The organism is Stenotrophomonas sp. 10N36 (assembly GCF_056395005.1).
Window position 1 is genome coordinate 22334 of record NZ_JBFTIS010000025.1, and the last position, 17530, is coordinate 39863.

The window sequence follows — 17530 nt, forward strand, 5'->3', positions numbered from 1 at the left end:
CTATCCCTGTCCTGGAAGCGCTCTTGTCGCCAGCGCGATTCCCGCGAGCGCTGCACCATGCTGCCGGGGTCGCCGTCAGGCCTGCAGGCAACCCCGCAGGCACTGCAGACACCCGAGATGCTTCGGATGCTTCGGATGCTTCGGATGCTTCGGATGCTTCGGATGCCGCGGCCGCCGCGAACGCCGCCACCGGTAGGGTCGCGCCCCAGCCGACTGCCGATCCTCGGCCAGCGTTCGGTAGCGGCGTGAACATCGAACRCAGCGGGCTGTCCGCAAAGAACCCGCTTCGACCGGCATTGGGCCCTTGCAGGCGGTAACCAGCGCTACCGGCAGTCGGCTGGGGCGCGACCCTACCTCGGCCCCTGCGTTATTCCCTGCCCTGGATGGGCTCTTGCCGCCAGCGCGATTCCCGCGAGCGCTGCACCATGCTGCCGAGCTCACCGTCAGTGCTGCAGGCAACCCCGCAAGCACTGCAGACACCCGAGATGCTCCGGATGCTCCGGATGCCGCGGCCGCCGCGGCCGCCGCGGCCGCCGCGAATGCCGCGAATGCCGCGAATGCCGCCGCCGGTAGGGTCGCGCCCCAGCCGACTGCCGATCCTCGGCCAGCGTTCGGTAGCGGCATGAAGATCGAACACAGCGGGCTGTCCGCGAAGAACCCGCTTCGGCCGGCATTGGGCCCTTGCAGGCGGTAACCAGCGCTACCGGCAGTCGGCGGGGGCGCGACCCTACCTCGGTCCGGCACCGCGCTTGCCCGTCACGGAACGGTTCTTGCACGACCCCGGGTAATCCCCCCGTGTCGTGCAGCCCATGTCCGAGAACGAACAAGCCGGCGAAAAGACCGAGCAACCTACCGAAAAACGCCTGCGCGATGCTCGCGAGCAGGGCAACATCCCGCGCTCGCGGGAGTTGGCCACCGCCGCGGTGTTTGGTGCCGGCGTGCTGGCGCTGATGGCCTATTCGGGCAGCATCAGCAGCAGTGCCAAGGCCTGGATGAAGACGGCGCTGAGCCCGGAACCGGGCCTGCGCATGCACCCGCAGGCCCTGTTCGGCCACTTCGGCGAGCTGCTGCTGCAGCTGCTGTGGGCGATGTGGCCGCTGGTGCTGATCTGCCTGCTGGCCAGCTTCCTCGGCCCGGTGGTGATGGGCGGGCTGCGCTGGTCGAACAAGTCGCTGATGCCCGATTTCAAGCGGCTCAGTCCGATGGCCGGCATGAAGCGTCTGTACGGCCCGGAGGCAATCGCCGAGTTCACCAAGTCGCTGCTGCGCATCGCCTTCGTCGGCACTGCCGCCGGGCTGGTGGTCTGGCACGGCGTACGACCGCTGCGTGACCTGCTCAACCAGCCGCTGGAAGCGGCCATGGTGCACGGCCTGGGCTTCACCTTGAAGCTGATGCTGGCCACCGGCGGGGCGATGATGCTACTGGCCGCCTTCGATGCGCCCTACCAGCGCTGGAACTGGATGCGCAAGCTGAAGATGACCCGCGAAGAGCTGCGCCGGGAAATGAAGGAAAGCGAAGGCAGCCCGGAAGTGAAGGGCCGCATCCGCCAGCTGCAGCAGCAGCTGTCCAACCGCCGGATGATGGAAGCGGTGCCCACCGCCGACGTGGTGGTGGTCAACCCCACCCACTACGCGGTGGCCCTGAAATACGAGGGCGGCAAGATGGGCGCCCCCACCGTGGTGGCCCTGGGCGTGGATGAAACCGCCCTGCGCATCCGTGAAGTGGCCGACGGCAACAAGGTCGCCATCGTCTCTGCCCCGCCTTTGGCACGCGCCTTGTATCGGGAAGGTCAACTTGGAAAGGAAATTCCCGTGAGACTGTATTCGGCCGTAGCCCAGGTCCTGTCCTACGTTTACCAGCTGCGCACCTGGCGCGGCGGTCCCATGCCGGCCGCCCCGAGCATCAACGTGGATGAATTCGGCACGGGAGGCCGCGCATGAGCGCCCAGCCCGTCGGTGCCGGCATGAACGCCCGCAAGGTCCTGGACATGATCCGCAACGGCCTGGGCGCGCCGTTGATCGTGCTGGCGCTGCTGGCCATGGTGGTGATGCCCCTGGCCGCGCCGGTGCTGGATGCACTGTTCACCTTCAACATCGCCATCTCGCTGATGGTGCTGCTGGCGGTGGTGTACGTGAAGCGCCCGCTGGACTTCACCATCTTCCCGATCGTGCTGCTGATCACCACCATGCTGCGGCTGGCGCTGAACGTGGCCTCCACCCGCGTGATCCTGCTCAACGGCCAGAACGGCCACGAGGCGGCGGGCAAGGTGATCGCCGCGTTCGGTGAGTTCGTGATCGGCGGCAATTACGCGGTCGGCATCGTGGTCTTCGCCATCCTGACCATCATCAACTTCGTGGTGATCACCAAGGGTGCCGGGCGCGTGTCCGAAGTGACCGCCCGCTTCATCCTGGACGCCATGCCCGGCAAGCAGATGGCCATCGATGCCGACCTCAACGCCGGTTTGCTGACGCGCGAGGAGGCCAAGGCCCGCCGCGAGGAAGTGCGTGAGGAAGCCGACTTCTACGGCGCGATGGACGGTGCCAGCAAGTTCATCCGCGGCGACGCGATCGCCGGCATCCTGATCCTGTTCATCAACCTGCTCGGCGGCCTGGCCGTCGGCGTGCTCCAGCACGGCATGCCATTCGGCGACGCCGCCGCCACCTACACCCTGCTGTCCATCGGTGACGGCCTGGTGGCGCAGCTGCCGGCGCTGCTGGTGTCCTCGGCGGTGGCCATGCTGGTCACCCGCGCCTCGCGCTCGCAGGACATGGCCCAGGCCATGATGGGCCAGGTGTTCGGCCAGTACCGCGCGCTCACCATCGCCGCGGCCATCATGGGCGTGGTCGGGCTGGTGCCGGGCATGCCCAACGTCGCCTTCTTGACGCTGGCCGCCATCCTTGGCTTCGTGGCCTGGAAGGCCTGGAAGAAGAGCACGGCCGCCGCGCGTGCCGCAGAGACGCCGGCCGCCAGCCGCGGCGAGACCCTCGGCCTGCCCGGTGCCACGCCCTCGCCCACCGCCGAACTGACCTGGGACGAACTGCGCCCGGTCGACCCGCTGGGCCTGGAAGTGGGCTACCGGCTGATTCCGCTGGTGGACAAGAACCAGGGCGGCGAACTGATGGCGCGGATCAAGGGGGTGCGGCGCAAGCTCACCCACGACATCGGCTTCCTGATTCCGTCGGTGCACATCCGCGACAACCTGGAACTGCCGGCCACCGCCTACCGCCTGCTGATCCACGGCGTGCCCGTGGCCACCGCCGAAATCCACCCGGACCGCGAACTGGCCCTGGACCCGGGCAGCGCGCTCGGTGCGCTGGAGGGCATCGCCGGCAAGGACCCCGCATTCGGCCTGGATGCCACCTGGATCCAGCCGCACCAGCGTGCCCACGCCGAAACCATGGGCTACACCGTGGTCGATCCGGCCACCGTGGTGGCCACCCACCTGTCGCACCTGATCCGCGAACACGCGCCCGAGCTGCTCGGCCACGAGGAAGTGCAGCAGCTGCTGGCCAACCTGGCCAAGAGCGCGCCCAAGCTGGTCGAAGACCTCACCCCGAAGTCGCTGCCGTTGTCGGCGGTGGTGCGGGTACTGCAGAACCTGCTGATCGAACGCATTCCGATCCGCCAGCTGCGCAAGATCGTCGAATCGCTGGTGGAGAACGCCCCCATCAGCCAGGACCCGGCCACGCTGACCGCTGCAGTGCGCAACGCACTGGGCCGTTTCATCGTGCAGGAGATCGCCGGCATGTCGGCCGAGCTGCCGGTGTTCACCCTCAACCCGCAATTGGAACGTGTCTTGCAGGAGTCCACACAGGGCAACGGCGCCGCACTGGAACCCGGACTCGCTGAGCGACTGCACCAAAGCCTGGCCGAATGTGTCAGCAAGCAGGAAGCGAAGAATGAGCCGGCGGTCGTGCTGGTACCCGGCCCGGTGCGTGCCGCGCTGGCACGGCTGGTGCGCCACAGCGTCCCCTCGCTGTCGGTGCTGGCCTACAGCGAGGTACCCGAGGACAAACGACTGAAGCTGGTCGGCACGATCAGCTGACGTCGGAACCCCGACGGACATGTGCCAGAAAACAGACACACCCCCATTTCGATATCAACGCAGCAGGACATAAAGGGAAACCCGGACCGTGCAGACCACCGACAACCAGCGCTTCCCTTCCACCACCCCGCCGCCCCAGTCCCGGTACCACAGCATGAAAATCAAACGCTTCGTCGCTCCCGATATGCGCTCGGCCATGAACCTGGTGCGCAAGGAACATGGTCCTGATGCGGTGATCCTGTCGAACCGGCGGATCGAGGAAGGCGTCGAGATCGTGGCCGCGGCGAATTACGACGAAGGTGCCGTGCAGCGTGCGCTTGAAGCAGCGCGCAAGGACGTGGCCCCGGCCCCGGCGCCGCGACCGCGCAATGCCGCCGATGCGGTGATCGCCGCGGTGACCCGTCGCAAGCCGACGGTGGTCGCCGCCGAACCGGTGGCCGCCACCACCTCTGCGGTGGCCGCGCTGGCACGTGCCGCAGTGGGTGCCACCGGCCGTACCCTGGACACCGCCAACGAGATCGTGCCGCCGCCGGGCAGCAGCGGCTTCGCAGCCACCCTGGCCCGCGCCGCCACCGCCCCGGCGGCCGGCGTGAGCGCGCTGCCGGAACAGATCTTCGCCCCGTTCAACGTCGAGCAGGCGGCCGCCGCGTCGCCGGCACCGGTACAGGCCGAGCCGGCTGCCGCCGAACCTGCCGTCGCCACCGTCGCCCCGCCGATCAACCGCGCCCGCTTCATCATCGACCCGCCGCTGGACGACGAGCCGCACTTCCAGATGCACGTGCCCGTTGCCGCCGTGGCGATGCCGCCGCTGCCGGTCAGCGTCACCGTGCCGCCGGCCCTGCCGGTCGCCGAGGCCGTCGCCGCCGCCGTGCCGCAGGCGCTGGTCGCCGTCGCCGAAACGCGCGTCGAAAACCCGGCGCCGGTGGCCGTCACGGAACCGGCGCAGGCCCAGCCGCAGCCCGCCGCCGAACTGGTGGTCGTGCAGCGCGATGACGAAGAGATCCGCCAGCTGCGCCATGAAGTGGCCGGCATGCGCCACGTCATCGAGCGCGAAATGCATCGCTTCACCGACGAGCGCCTGCGCGGGTCGCCGGTGCGCGCCGCCGCGCTGGACCTGATGGACGAATACGGCTTCGACGCCGGCATCAGCCGCGACGTGGCCATGCAGATCCCGCTGGACACCGAAGCCCACCGTGGCCGCGGGCTGATGCTGGGCCTGCTGTCGCGCAAGCTGCCGATCGCCCCGGTTGACCCGCTGGAGTCCGGCGGCGTGATCGCCCTGGTCGGCCCGACCGGCGCCGGCAAGACCACCACCATCGCCAAGCTGGCCTCGCGCTTCGCCGAGAAGCATGCCGCCCGCGACGTGGCCCTGGTCACCACCGATACCGGCCGCATCGGCGCCCGCGAGCAGCTGTACGGCTTCGGCCGCCAGCTCGGCATCGCGGTGCACGAAGCCAACAGCGGCAGCGACCTGAACCAGCTCCTTGAGCGCCTGCAGGACTACAAGCTGGTGCTGATCGACACCGCCGGGCTGGGCCCGCGCGACCGTGCCCTGGCCGCCCAGCTGCAGTGGCTGCGCGCCGCCGAGCAGATCCGCACCCTGCTGGTGCTGCCGGCCAACACCAGTTTTGGCGACATGGACGAGGTGGTCCGCCGCTTCAGTGCCGCCAACCCGCAGGGCGTGGTGCTGAGCAAGCTGGATGAAACCGGCCGCTTCGGCACCGCCCTGTCGGTGGCCGTGGACCACCGCCTGCCGATCACCTGGGTCACCGATGGCCAGGACGTTCCCGAAGACCTGCACCGGGCCAGTGCCGCCAATCTTGTACTTCGCCTTGAAGATTTGCGCCGCGCGGCCGATATGCCCTGCAACCCGGAGTTGAACCATGCCGTCGCGTGAGTACGCCAAGCTGACCAAGACCTTCCCGTTGTCTGCCACCCGCAGCCAGCCGCTGGGCCCTGTGCGCACCATCGCCGTCACCGGCGGCAAGGGCGGCGTGGGCAAAACCAACGTGTCGGCCAACCTGGCCGTGGCGCTCGCCGACATGGGCAAGCGCACGCTGCTGCTGGACGCCGACCTGGGCCTGGCCAACATCGATGTGATCCTGGGCCTGCAGCCCAAGCTGACCCTGGCCGACCTGGTCGCCGGGCGCTGCACCCTGGATGAAGTGATCATGGAAGGCCCCGGTGGCGTGCTGGTGGTCCCGGCCGCATCGGGTCGCCGGCACATGGCCGAACTGCAGCCGGCCGAACACGTGGGCCTGGTCAACGTGTTCTCCGAACTGGAGCGCGAGCTGGACTTCATGGTGGTGGACACCGCCGCCGGCATCACCGACGGCGTGCTGACCTTCTGCCAGGCCGCCCAGGACACCGTGGTGGTGGTCTGCGACGAGCCGGCCTCGATCACCGACGCCTACGCGCTGATCAAGGTGCTCTCGCGCGAGCGCGGCGTGGACCGCATCCAGGTGGTGGCCAACATGGTGCGCGACCCCAACGAGGGCCGCGTGCTGTACGAAAAGCTGACCCGGGTCTGTGAGAAGTTCCTGGCCGATGTGTCGCTGAACTACCTCGGCTGCGTGCCGCAGGATGACTGGCTGCGCCTGTCGGTGCAGCGCCAGCAGCCGGTGGTCAAGGCCTACCCGTCCAGCCCGGCCGCCCAGGCGATCACCGAAATCGCCCGCCGCACCGCCCGCTGGCAGGCCCCGACCGAGCCGCGTGGTGGGGTCGAATTCTTCCTGGAACGCATCCTCAAGCAACGCGGGGTGACCGCATGAAAGGCGCCGCACAATACAAAGAGGTGCAACGCACCGCCGCCAACGAATGCATTGCCCAGCATTCGGACCTGGTGCGCCGCATCGCCCACCACCTGGCCGCGCGCCTGCCAGCCAGCGTGGAAGTGGATGACCTGATCCAGGCCGGCATGATGGGCCTGATCGAAGCCTCGCGCAGCTACGACGCCGACCAGGGCGCCTCGTTCGAAACCTACGCCTCGATCCGCATCCGCGGTTCGATGATCGACGAGATCCGCCGGGGCGACTGGGTGCCACGTTCGGTGCACCGCCGCGCCCGCGACGCGGCGTCCACCATCCGCCGCCTGGAGCAGAGCACCGGCCGTGCCGCCAGCGCCACTGAAGTGGCCGCCGCCATGGACATGCCGCTGCCGGACTACCTGCGCCTGATGGAAGACGCCGCACGTGGCCAGGTGCTGAGCCTGGAATCGCGGATCGAGGACCAGGGCGAACTGGACACCGTGGCCCAGGGCGGCCCGACCCCGCAGCAGGTGCTGGAGCGTGGCGAGTTCGGCCGCGAACTGGGCAATGCGATCGGCCTGCTGCCCGAACGCGAACAGCTGGTGCTGTCGCTGTACTACGAGCAGGAACTGAACCTGAAAGAGATCGGCGCCGTGCTGGGCGTCAGCGAGTCACGCGTGTGCCAGATCCACGGCCAGGCCGTGCTGCGCCTGCGGGGCCGATTGAAGATCTTCGAGGCGGCCGACGCCGGCCTCGCGAACACTTGATACCGAGGAAAGTGCTTTGAACAAGAACATGCGTATCCTGATCGTCGACGATTTCTCGACCATGCGTCGTATCGTCAAGAACCTGCTGGGCGATCTGGGCTTCACCAATACGGCCGAAGCCGAGGACGGGCATGCCGCGCTGTCGCTGCTGCAGAGCCAGCCGTTCGATTTCGTGGTCACCGACTGGAACATGCCGGTGATGACCGGCATCGACCTGCTCAAGGCGATCCGCGCCGACGCCAAGCTGAAGACCCTGCCGGTGCTGATGGTGACCGCCGAAGCCAAGCGCGAACAGATCATCGAAGCGGCCCAGTGCGGCGTCAACGGCTACATCATCAAGCCGTTCACCGCGCAGACCCTGGAAGAAAAGCTCGGCAAGATCTTCGAACGCCTGGCAGCGAGCGCCTGATGGAAACCCTTCGCGACAAATCCGCGCTGGTGCAGCGCCTGCAGGACGCCCTGGCTGCGCTGGAAAGCGGCGATGAAGCCGGCTGGCGCCGGGAAATCGACGCGCTGGCCGCCTTGCGCACCCAGCCGATGATGGCCGGCCTGAACCGGCTCGCCCGCGAACTTGGCCAGGCCCTGGGCGAACTGCCCAGCCTGCCCAGCGAAGCCGGCGAGCTGGACGATGCCTGCGCGCGCCTGGACCACGTGGTGACCATGACCGAACAGGCCACCCACCGCACCCTGGACCTGGCCGAGGAATGCCGGGCGCTGACCGAACAGCTGCGTGCCAACGGCCTCACCGCCGACCAGGACCAGCAGCTGGACCGGATCCGCCACAACCTCACCGAGATCGCCCTCACCCAGAGCTACCAGGATCTCACCGGGCAGATCATCCGCCGCGTGGTGGGGATCGTGCGTCGCGTGCATGAAGGGTTTGGCGCCCTCGGCCTGCCGCCGCAGGACGACACCGCGCACAAGCGTGACAACGGCCTGGCCGGCCCGGCCGTGAGTGGCCTGGACCGTCACCAGGTTTCACAGGTGGATGCTGACGACCTGCTTTCGGATTTGGGGCTGTAACACCATGAGCGCTGTTCCAGACGATATTGCCGCCGATTTCATCCTCGAGGCCCAGGAAATCCTGGACCGCCTTGGCGAACAGCTGGTGTCGCTGGAGCAGTCGCCCCAGGACAGTGACCAGCTCAACGCGGTGTTCCGCGGCTTCCACACGCTCAAGGGCGGTGCCGGCTTCCTCGGCATCCAGGCCATGGTCGAGTTGTGCCATGCCGCCGAAGAAACCCTGGGCATGGCCCGGTCCGGCAAGGCCACCCTGCAGGCCCACCACTTCGACGCCGCCCAGCAATCGCTGGATTACCTGCAGTCGATGCTGGATTCGGTCTCGGCCGGTACCGAGCCGGGCTACGCGCCGCCGGAGCTGATCGCACAGTTCGACGTCAACGGCCCGGCCACCCCGGCCGCTGCCGCGGCGCCGACCACCGGCGAACTCATCAGCGAAGACGAGTTCGAGGCACTGCTCGACACCCTGCATGGCGGCGCTGCCCCGGCAGCGGTGGCCAGGAAGGCCGACGACGGCCTGATCGGCGAAGACGAATTTGAAGCCTTGCTCGACCAGCTGCACGGCGGCGCCGTGCCCGGCGCCAAGCCCGCGGTCGCGGCCGCCCCGCCGCCGCGCGCACCGGCCGCACCGCCGGCCAAGCCGGCCGCCAACAAGCCGGTGGCCGAGGCCGAGCACACCGTGCGCGTGGACACCAAGCGCCTGGACGCCATCGTCAACCTGATCGGCGAACTGGTGCTGTCACGCAACCGCCTCAAGACCCTGCGTGCGCGCCTGCACGACGAAGAACTCGACCGCGCCGTCTCCACCCTGGACATCGCCACCGCGCGCCTGCAGTCGGCGGTGATGCGCACCCGCATGCAGCCGGTGGGCAAGGTGTTCTCGCGCTTCCCCAAGGTGGCACGCGACGTGGCGCGCAACCTGAAGAAGGAAGTGGAACTGGAGCTGGTCGGCGCTGAAACCGAGCTCGACCGCAACCTGGTCGAGGCCCTGGCCGACCCGCTGGTGCACCTGGTGCGCAACGCCATCGACCACGGCGTGGAAACCCCCGACCTGCGTGAAGCCCAGGGCAAGCCGCGCAGCGGCCACGTGCGGCTGTCGGCGCAGCAGGAAGGCGACTACGTCAGCATTGAAGTGCAGGACGACGGCGCCGGCATCGATCCCGAACGGCTGCGCCAGAAGGCGCGCGAGAAGGGCCTGATCGATCCGGAAGCGGCCGCCCGCCTGACCAGCGAGGAATGCCTGCACCTGGTGTTCCTGCCGGGCTTCTCGACCAAGCAGGAAGTCACCGACATTTCCGGCCGTGGCGTCGGCATGGACGTGGTGCAATCGCGCATCCGCGAGCTGAGTGGCCAGATACAGATCCAGTCCGAGCTGGGCCGTGGCAGCCGCTTCATGATCCGCGTCCCGCTCACCCTGGCGATCCTGCCCACCCTGCTGGTGCAGGCCGGCGAAGACGTCTATGCCCTGCCCCTGGCCCGCGTGATGGAAGTGCTGCACGCACCGAATACCTCGCTGGGCTGGTTCGATGGCCGCGCCGTGCTCGACCGCAAGTCGCACACGCTGCCGCTGGTGGACCTGCGCCATTGGCTGGCCGTCGCACCGGCTGCCTCGTCGCTGCTCACCATCGTGGTGCTGCAGGCCGGCGAAGCCCGCTTCGGGCTGGTGGTGGACCAGGTGCGGGGCCGCGAGGAAGTGGTGATCAAACCGCTGCCCAAGGCACTGCGCGGCCTGCGCGGCTACGCCGGTGCCACCCTGATCGGCGACGGCCGCATGTCACTGATCCTCGACGTGGACGGCCTCCGCTGACGCCGGTAGAGCCGACCGTTGGTCGGCTGCTTTACCCCCAAAAACTGTGACCGCCGCCCCACCGGATTCCTTCGGCATCTCAAGTCCCATTCACATACGCCGATAACGGACCCATGGACAGACTCAGCCTCATCGGACTTTTCCTCGCCCTGGCCTCACTGGTCGGCGGCAGCATCCTCAAGGGAGCCGGCCTGGCATCACTGTGGTCGCCGGCCGCCTTCGTGATCGTGATCGTCGGCACCATCGCCTCCATCCTGCTGCACACCTCGCCGGCGGTGTTCAAGCACGCCTTCAAGATTGTGCGCTGGGTCATCCTGCCGCCCAGCAGCGACCGCCACGAGCTGATCAAGCAGATCGTGGAATGGAGCAACATCGCCCGCCGCCAGGGCCTGCTTGGCCTGGAAGCGCAGGTGGACGCACAGAACGACCCGTTCCTGCGCAAGGGCCTGCAGCTGCTGGTGGACGGCGTGGAGCCGGAAACCATCCGCCACATGATGGAAATCGAACTGAGCAGCCAGGAGCACCAGGACCTGGCCGCGTCCAAGGTATTCGAGGGCATGGGCATCTACGCCCCCACGCTGGGCATCATCGGCGCGGTGCTGGGCCTGATCGCCGTGATGAAGAACCTGGCCGACCCGAGCAAGCTCGGCCACGGCATCGCCGCGGCGTTCACTGCCACCATCTACGGCATCGCCTCGGCCAACCTGCTGTTCCTGCCGGTGTCGGCCAAGCTGAAGAGCGTGATCCACCACAATAGCCGCGACCGCGAAATGATCATCGAAGGCCTGATCTCGATCGCGCAGGGCGAAAACCCGCGCAACATCGAAACCAACCTGTCCGGGTTCCTGCACTGACATGGCCCGTCGCAAGCATCACGAAGAGCATGCCAACCATGAGGCCTGGGCCATTCCCTATGCCGACCTCATGACGCTGCTGCTCGCCTTCTTCGTGGTGATGTACGCCATCTCCTCRCTCAACGAAGGCAAGTACCGGGTCATGGCCGATGCGCTGACCACCGCCTTCGGGGGCGCGCCGCGCACCATCAACCCGGTGCAGGTGGGCAACCAGCAGGTGCAGGGCGGCGGCTGGGACAGCCCGTCGGTGATCAAGGCCGGCAACCGCGTCGGCCCGGCCGCGCCGGCCCCGTCCAACGACCCCACCCTGCTGCCGGCGATGGCCTCGCAGATGCGCATGCCGGTCTCTGTGCGCAACCAGGAACAGCTGCAGCGCGCCGAGCGCCAGCTCAACACCATCGCCGACAAGCTCACCGCCACGCTGGCACCGCTGATCGAGCGCGGCATGATCACCGTGCGCCGCACCGAGCTGTGGATCGAGGTGGAGATCAACAGCGACATCCTGTTCCCCACCGGCTCGGCCACGCTGGACGTGCACGCACGCGACACCCTGTCCAAGCTGGCCCAGGTGCTGCGCGAGGCGCCCAACGGCGTCCGCGTGGAAGGCCACACCGACAACATTCCGATCGCCACGCCGTTGTTCCCCTCCAACTGGGAACTCTCGGCCGGGCGCGCGGCCAGCGTGGTCCACCTGTTCGCCGACCAGGGCCTGCAGCCGTCGCGGCTGGCGATGGTCGGCTACGGCCAGTTCCGCCCGCGCGAAGACAATGCCAGCGCCGAAGGGCGCAACCGCAACCGGCGCGTGATGGTGATCATCCTGGCCGACACCGCCCAGGGCGTGGATCCGATCGGGCCGCAGTTGACCGCCGAATCGGACCCGGCCACGCCCGGCAAGACCCCCTCCGTAACCCCCATCGCACCGGTGCAGTTGCCACCGGTGCCGGCCGGCAGCCGTGTGGGCGCCGCCGTCTCCCCTGCAATGAAGGAGTGAACCGAATGCGCATCTGGGCAATCGCCAATCAGAAGGGCGGCGTGGGCAAGACCACCACGAGCCTGGCTTTGGGCCGTGGCCTGGCCACCCTGGGCCACCGTGTGCTGCTGATCGATCTTGATCCGCATTCGTCGCTGACCCGCGCCTTCGGCGTGCCGCTGGACCCGCCGCCGCAGGGCGTGCTGGAACTGTTCGGCGCGCCGCCGGCCGAGCTGTCCTCGCTCAGCCGCCACAGCGATATTCCCGGCCTGGATTACGTGTGCGCGCAGGCCGCGCTGGCCACTCTGGAACGGCGCAGCGCCAACCAGCCCGGGCTCGGCCTGGCCCTGCAGAACGCCTTTGCCCGCCACCAGGGCCAGCACGACTACATCCTGCTGGACTGCGCGCCCACGCTGGGCCTACTGATGATCAATGCGCTGGCCGCCGCCGACCGCCTGATCATTCCGACCCAGGCCGAACCGCTGGCGCTGCACGGCCTGGACGGCATGGTGCGGACCGGCGAGATGGTCGAACGCTCGCGCCGCCGTCCGCTGCCGATGTCGATCCTGCCGACCCTGTTCGACCGCCGCACCCGCGCCGGCAACGAAACCGTCAAGCTGATGCAGGACACGCACGGCCACCGCGTCTGGGAAGATGCGATTCCGGTCGACACGCGCATCTGCAATGCCGCCAGCCTGACCATTCCGGCGCAGTCGGACGACTACCCCGGCCGTGGCCTGGCGGCGTACCGCCGTGCCCTGGAATGGATCATGGCCGACGATGCGCTGCAGATGGAGCGCGCGGCATGAACACCGCCGGCGTGCTAGACGACTACCTGGAACAACTGCTGGGCGATGCCGTGCCGGCCGCACCGGTGCAGGCCGACGTATCGACCCCGCCGACCGCCGCGGTGGCCGCGCAGGACGACGCCGAAGCCGATGGCGTGGCGCGTGCGATCAGCGCCGAGTTCGCCCGCCACGCGCTGGCCGATACCGCCACTGATCCGGACAGCGACGCGCCCGCACCCGCAGCGCAGTTCGACACCCCCACCGCTCCGGGCGCGCCCGCCAACCTGGCGCTGCTCGACGAGCTGATGAACGATCCCGCGCTCGGCCCTCCGGTCGAGACCCGCGCGACCGTGCACGACACCCCGACCTCGCCCGGCGCGCCGGCCAACCTGGCCCTGCTCGACGAGCTGATGAACGATCCCGCGCTCGGCCCACCGGTCGARACCCTCGCGACCGTCCACGACACCCCGACCTCGCCCGGCGCGCCGGCCAACCTGGCCCTGCTCGACGARCTGATGAACGACCCCGCGCTCGGCCCACCGGTCGAAACCCTCGCGACCGTCCACGACACCCCGACCTCGCCCGGCGCGCCGGCCAACCTGGCCCTGCTCGACGAGCTGATGAACGATCCCGCGCTCGGCCCGCCGGTCGCGGCGCTCCCCGCTGCCACTGCAGGCGCGGACGCGGCCAGGCCTAGTTGGGACGACCTTCCCGACGATGTGCTGCACGACAATGCGCCGGCCATCGCAGCCGTGGCAGCACCGGTCGCCCCTGCTCGCCCCGCTCCCGCCCCGACACCCACCGCCCGCGCCATGCCCCCCCCGATGCCGATGAGTGCCCCGAGCGCCCGCAGTGCCGCCCCGACACCGGCGCACACCCGGCCGGGCAGCTGGCAGGAACTGCAGGCCCAGGCGCGCAATCCGGCCTCCAGCCCGCGCGAGAACCGTCGGGCCAGCGAGCGCACCTCGCGCTGGCTGCGCCTGCGTTGCGGCGCCCAGGCCTACGCACTGGAACTGCTCAAGGTGCAGGAAGTGGTGCTGCCGGTGCCGCTGCTGCCATTGCGCGGCACCGCCGACGCCATGCTGGGCATCATGAACCTGCGCGGCCAGGTGGTCCCGGTGATGGACCTGGGTATCCACCTGGGCGCCGGTCCGGCCCAGGAAGACGCCAACACCCGCATCGTGGTGCTCGAGGAAGATGGCGAAACCATGGGCCTGCGCGTGTCGGCCGTGGAAGACGTGGCCAATCTCACCGACTCGCAGATCGAGCCGCCCGATACCGCCCGCATCTGCCAGATTTCCAACGATCTGTTCCGCGGCGTGGCCCGGATCAGCGCCCAGCCGATGATCCTGCTGGACGCCACGCAGCTGCTGAACTGAGCGGTAGAGCCACCCCATGGGTGGCTCTACCCGCCACGCCACCCGACAGAACGATGAAGATCCCCCGGCGCGCCCCTAAAGCTTTGTGGGTTTGGGCCGTTATCTCTCTCGGAACCGTTTGTCCGGAGCAAACATGAGCACTGTTGCCCTGGGTGGTGATCTCGGAATCGAGACCAGCACCGAGCTGAAAACCCGCTTGGCCCCGTTGGTGGACCAGGCCGGCGACCTGACGCTGGATGCCAGCCAGGTAAGCCGTATCCACACCGCAGCAATGCAGGTCCTGTGCGCATTCGTCGACGCCCGCCGCCAGGCAGGCCACCCGACCGGATTCGACGGTTGCACTGCCACCTTCCGTGATGCCGCGCGACTGCTCGGCCTCACCCAGGCCCTCGGCCTGGACGCAACCCATGACAACCTGAAATCTGTGGAGAACGCTGCATGAGCGCACGAATCTTGGTGGTGGACGACTCGGCGTCGATGCGCCAGATGGTCTCTTTCGCCCTCACCTCGGCCGGCTTCTCGGTCGAAGAGGCCGAAGATGGTGCCGTCGCACTGGGCCGGGCCAAGGGCCAGCGCTTCAACGCGGTGGTGACCGACGTCAACATGCCCAACATGGACGGCATCTCGCTGATCCGCGAGCTGCGCCAGCTGCCCGACTACAAGTTCACCCCGATGTTGATGCTGACCACCGAATCGGCCGCCGACAAGAAGTCCGAAGGCAAGGCCGCCGGTGCCACCGGCTGGCTGGTCAAGCCGTTCAATCCCGAACAGCTGGTTGCCACCGTGCAGAAAGTGCTGGGCTGATCCCAGCACGCCCCACCGCACCACCCTCCCTCCCTTCGCAACCGGACCCCACGCACCATGAGCATGGATCTGCAACGTTTCCACGCCACGTTCTTTGAAGAAAGCCGCGAGGGGCTGGATGCAATGGAGGCTGGCCTGCTGGCGCTTGAATCGGGCCAGCAGGACCCGGAAATCATCAATTCGGTGTTCCGCGCCGCACATTCCATCAAGGGCGGCGCCGGCACCTTCGGCTTCGACGCGATCGCCGCGTTGACCCACGTGCTGGAAACCCTGCTGGACGAACTGCGTGCCGGCAAGCGCGCCCTGGAGGCCACCGCGGTGGACGCCATGTTGTCCTCGGTGGACGTGCTGCGCGCCCTGCTGCGCGAAGCCGAGCACGGCCAGCCTGCCGACCCGCAGGCCGTGGCCGCGATCAAGGCGCGCCTGGAAGCGGTGCTGTCCGGTCAGGCGGCGGCCGCCGCACCGGTGGCCGCGGCCAAGGTGGATGACACCCCCGAAGCGTGGCAGATCGGCTTCGTGCCCTCGCCGTCGCTGTTCATGAGTGGCAACGACCCCCTGCGCATCATCCGCGAACTGGAACACCTGGGGTCGCTGCAGGTGGCCGCGCGGCTGGACCGCCTGCCCGGCTTCGACCAGCTCGATCCGCTGGAAGCCCACCTGGCGTGGGACCTCGGCCTGGTCGGCAAGGTGCCCCGCAGCAAGATCGAAGACACCTTCGCCTGGGTGGTGGACGACTGCGAACTGGACATCCGTCCGGCCGCACCGCCCAGCCTGGCCACCAGCGCACCCGCGGCTCCTGCGGCTGCCCCGGCACCGGCTGCAGCCACGCCGACCGCCGCCGCGCCTGCCGCTGCCGCACATGAAGCAGAAACCTCGATCCGCGTCGCCGTGGAAAAGGTCGATGCGCTGATCAACCTGGTCGGCGAACTGGTCATCACCCAGGCCATGCTCAAGCAGGTCTCGCACGCACTGGATCCGGTGCATGCCGAACAGCTGTTCGCTGGTCTGGACCTGCTCGAGCGCAACACCCGCGACCTGCAGGAAGCGGTCATCGGCGTGCGCATGCTGCCGGTGGATGCGGTGTTCCGCCGCTTCCCGCGCCTGGTCCGCGACCTGTCCTCGCGCCTGGGCAAGCACGTGCGCCTGCGCACCATCGGCGAAGGCACCGAGCTGGACAAGGGCCTGATCGAGAAGATCGCCGATCCGCTCGTGCATCTGGTCCGCAACTCGATCGACCACGGCCTGGAAATGCCCGACGTCCGCCGCGACGCCGGCAAGGACGAGACCGGCACGATTACCCTGGCAGCCTCGCACCAGGGCGGCCACATCGTGATCGAAGTCAGCGACGACGGCCGCGGCCTGAACCGCGACAAGATCCTGTCCAAGGCCCTCGAGCGCGGCTTGAGCGTGCCCGACAACCCCACCGACGCGCAGGTCTGGGACCTGATCTTCCAGCCGGGCTTCTCCACCGCCGATGCCGTCACGGATCTCTCGGGCCGTGGCGTGGGCATGGACGTGGTCCGCCGCAACATCCAGGCGCTGGGCGGCGAAGTACAGCTGGAAAGCAAGGCCGGCAATGGCACCCGCGTGCTGATCCGGCTGCCGCTGACCCTGGCCATCCTCGACGGCATGACCGTGGCGGTGGCCGGTGAGACGGTGATCCTGCCGCTGGCCTACGTGCTTGAAGCCCTGCAGCCGCAGCCCGAAGACGTACGCACCATGGCCGGCGAAGGCCGCGTGCTGCGCGTCCGTGGCGAGTACCTGCCGATCCTCTCGCTCAGCGAGTACTACGGGTTCGGCGGGCGCACCAAGGACGACTCGCTGGTGGTGGTGGTCGAAGGCGATGGCCAGAAGATCGCGCTGGAAGTGGACGAACTGGTCGGCCAGCAGCAGGTGGTGGTCAAGAACATCGAGAACAACTACCGCCGCATCAGTGGCGTGTCCGGTGCCACCATCCTGGGCGATGGCCGCGTGTCGCTGATCGTGGATATCGGTGGCCTGGTGCGGTCGTTGCGGATGCCACAAGCCGCTTAAATCTCCGCATTCGCGAAGATTTCCCCAGGGTTTGCTGCGCAAACCCTGGGCCCCGGCTTACCAGCACCCAACACCCCCCGCCGTCGGCGCGCCCCCGCTACTAGCGGGGGCTCCTCGTTTGTGAGTCCGCGGCCTTCGTCTGCATCCCCGATCATTCCGCCCGCCATCCCGGGTAGTGCCGGCCGCTGGCCGGCTCCTCATTCCGCTTGCCACCCCGGTAGTGCCGGGCGCTGGCCGGCTCCTCGTTCCGCCTGCCACCCCGGTAGTGCCGGCCGCTGGCCGGCTCCTCGCGCTGTCGGCTGGGGTCCATGGGGT

At 68.5% G+C, this 17530-nt stretch carries 15 protein-coding genes; all 15 read left to right on the plus strand.

Annotated elements, in window-relative coordinates; genetic code table 11:
• Window positions 1-809 precede the first annotated feature (809 nt).
• Complete coding sequence (gene flhB, locus AC1DCJ_RS18610) at window positions 810-1940, plus strand: flagellar biosynthesis protein FlhB (protein ID WP_137189414.1); 1131 nt, start codon at window positions 810-812, stop codon at window positions 1938-1940.
• Window positions 1937-4045 carry a flagellar biosynthesis protein FlhA gene (flhA, locus tag AC1DCJ_RS18615; protein WP_038688501.1) on the plus strand — a complete coding sequence of 703 codons (2109 nt, stop codon included), beginning with the start codon at window positions 1937-1939 and terminating at the stop codon, window positions 4043-4045. The genes flhB and flhA overlap by 4 nt, the downstream gene beginning before the upstream one ends.
• Before the next feature lie 154 nt (window positions 4046-4199).
• Entirely contained in the window at window positions 4200-5942 is a 1743-nt protein-coding gene (gene flhF, locus AC1DCJ_RS18620) for a flagellar biosynthesis protein FlhF (RefSeq protein ID WP_478071635.1), read from the plus strand.
• A complete protein-coding gene (locus AC1DCJ_RS18625; RefSeq protein WP_038688502.1) occupies window positions 5929-6816 on the plus strand; it encodes a MinD/ParA family ATP-binding protein in 888 nt (295 codons plus the stop codon). The genes flhF and AC1DCJ_RS18625 overlap by 14 nt, the downstream gene beginning before the upstream one ends.
• A complete protein-coding gene (locus AC1DCJ_RS18630; RefSeq protein ID WP_038688503.1) occupies window positions 6813-7559 on the plus strand; it encodes an RNA polymerase sigma factor FliA in 747 nt (248 codons plus the stop codon). Before AC1DCJ_RS18625 ends, AC1DCJ_RS18630 begins: the two co-directional genes overlap by 4 nt.
• A 16-nt stretch (window positions 7560-7575) precedes the next feature.
• The gene (cheY, locus tag AC1DCJ_RS18635) at window positions 7576-7968 is read left to right on the plus strand and encodes a chemotaxis response regulator CheY (RefSeq protein ID WP_038688505.1); all 393 of its coding nucleotides are present in this window, start codon (window positions 7576-7578) and stop codon (window positions 7966-7968) included.
• A complete protein-coding gene (locus AC1DCJ_RS18640) occupies window positions 7968-8582 on the plus strand; it encodes a protein phosphatase CheZ (RefSeq protein WP_038688507.1) in 615 nt (204 codons plus the stop codon). Before cheY ends, AC1DCJ_RS18640 begins: the two co-directional genes overlap by 1 nt.
• Before the next feature lie 4 nt (window positions 8583-8586).
• Window positions 8587-10386, plus strand: coding sequence for a chemotaxis protein CheA (locus tag AC1DCJ_RS18645; RefSeq protein WP_313244137.1), 1800 nt, complete (start codon window positions 8587-8589; stop codon window positions 10384-10386).
• Between the two features lie 113 nt (window positions 10387-10499).
• A complete protein-coding gene (locus AC1DCJ_RS18650; RefSeq protein WP_038688511.1) occupies window positions 10500-11240 on the plus strand; it encodes a flagellar motor protein in 741 nt (246 codons plus the stop codon).
• Window position 11241: 1 nt separating this feature from the next.
• Window positions 11242-12231, plus strand: coding sequence for a flagellar motor protein MotD (gene motD / locus AC1DCJ_RS18655; protein WP_038688513.1), 990 nt, complete (start codon window positions 11242-11244; stop codon window positions 12229-12231).
• Window positions 12232-12236: 5 nt separating this feature from the next.
• Window positions 12237-13019: a ParA family protein gene (locus AC1DCJ_RS18660; protein ID WP_038688515.1), complete on the plus strand. Its 783-nt coding sequence runs from the start codon at window positions 12237-12239 to the stop codon at window positions 13017-13019.
• Between the two features lie 389 nt (window positions 13020-13408).
• Window positions 13409-14377 carry a chemotaxis protein CheW gene (locus tag AC1DCJ_RS18665; RefSeq protein ID WP_478071637.1) on the plus strand — a complete coding sequence of 323 codons (969 nt, stop codon included), beginning with the start codon at window positions 13409-13411 and terminating at the stop codon, window positions 14375-14377.
• A 133-nt stretch (window positions 14378-14510) separates the two neighbouring features.
• Complete coding sequence (locus tag AC1DCJ_RS18670; protein WP_038688519.1) at window positions 14511-14819, plus strand: STAS domain-containing protein; 309 nt, start codon at window positions 14511-14513, stop codon at window positions 14817-14819.
• Complete coding sequence (locus tag AC1DCJ_RS18675) at window positions 14816-15181, plus strand: response regulator (RefSeq protein WP_038688521.1); 366 nt, start codon at window positions 14816-14818, stop codon at window positions 15179-15181. Before AC1DCJ_RS18670 ends, AC1DCJ_RS18675 begins: the two co-directional genes overlap by 4 nt.
• 57 nt (window positions 15182-15238) lie before the next feature.
• Window positions 15239-17215: a chemotaxis protein CheA gene (locus AC1DCJ_RS18680; protein WP_313244135.1), complete on the plus strand. Its 1977-nt coding sequence runs from the start codon at window positions 15239-15241 to the stop codon at window positions 17213-17215.
• The last annotated feature ends 315 nt before the right edge of the window (window positions 17216-17530 follow it).

What these genes read in the sequence shown, in the direction of transcription:
- AC1DCJ_RS18630 (WP_038688503.1), top strand. Translation starts at nt 6,813, where the DNA reads ATGAAAGGCGCCGCACAATACAAAGAGGTGCAACGCACCGCCGCCAAC.
- AC1DCJ_RS18680 (WP_313244135.1), top strand. Translation starts at nt 15,239, where the DNA reads ATGAGCATGGATCTGCAACGTTTCCACGCCACGTTCTTTGAAGAAAGC.
- AC1DCJ_RS18670 (WP_038688519.1), top strand. Translation starts at nt 14,511, where the DNA reads ATGAGCACTGTTGCCCTGGGTGGTGATCTCGGAATCGAGACCAGCACC.
- AC1DCJ_RS18625 (WP_038688502.1), top strand. Translation starts at nt 5,929, where the DNA reads ATGCCGTCGCGTGAGTACGCCAAGCTGACCAAGACCTTCCCGTTGTCT.
- AC1DCJ_RS18645 (WP_313244137.1), top strand. Translation starts at nt 8,587, where the DNA reads ATGAGCGCTGTTCCAGACGATATTGCCGCCGATTTCATCCTCGAGGCC.
- flhB (WP_137189414.1), top strand. Translation starts at nt 810, where the DNA reads ATGTCCGAGAACGAACAAGCCGGCGAAAAGACCGAGCAACCTACCGAA.
- AC1DCJ_RS18650 (WP_038688511.1), top strand. Translation starts at nt 10,500, where the DNA reads ATGGACAGACTCAGCCTCATCGGACTTTTCCTCGCCCTGGCCTCACTG.
- AC1DCJ_RS18640 (WP_038688507.1), top strand. Translation starts at nt 7,968, where the DNA reads ATGGAAACCCTTCGCGACAAATCCGCGCTGGTGCAGCGCCTGCAGGAC.
- AC1DCJ_RS18675 (WP_038688521.1), top strand. Translation starts at nt 14,816, where the DNA reads ATGAGCGCACGAATCTTGGTGGTGGACGACTCGGCGTCGATGCGCCAG.
- flhA (WP_038688501.1), top strand. Translation starts at nt 1,937, where the DNA reads ATGAGCGCCCAGCCCGTCGGTGCCGGCATGAACGCCCGCAAGGTCCTG.
- flhF (WP_478071635.1), top strand. Translation starts at nt 4,200, where the DNA reads ATGAAAATCAAACGCTTCGTCGCTCCCGATATGCGCTCGGCCATGAAC.
- AC1DCJ_RS18660 (WP_038688515.1), top strand. Translation starts at nt 12,237, where the DNA reads ATGCGCATCTGGGCAATCGCCAATCAGAAGGGCGGCGTGGGCAAGACC.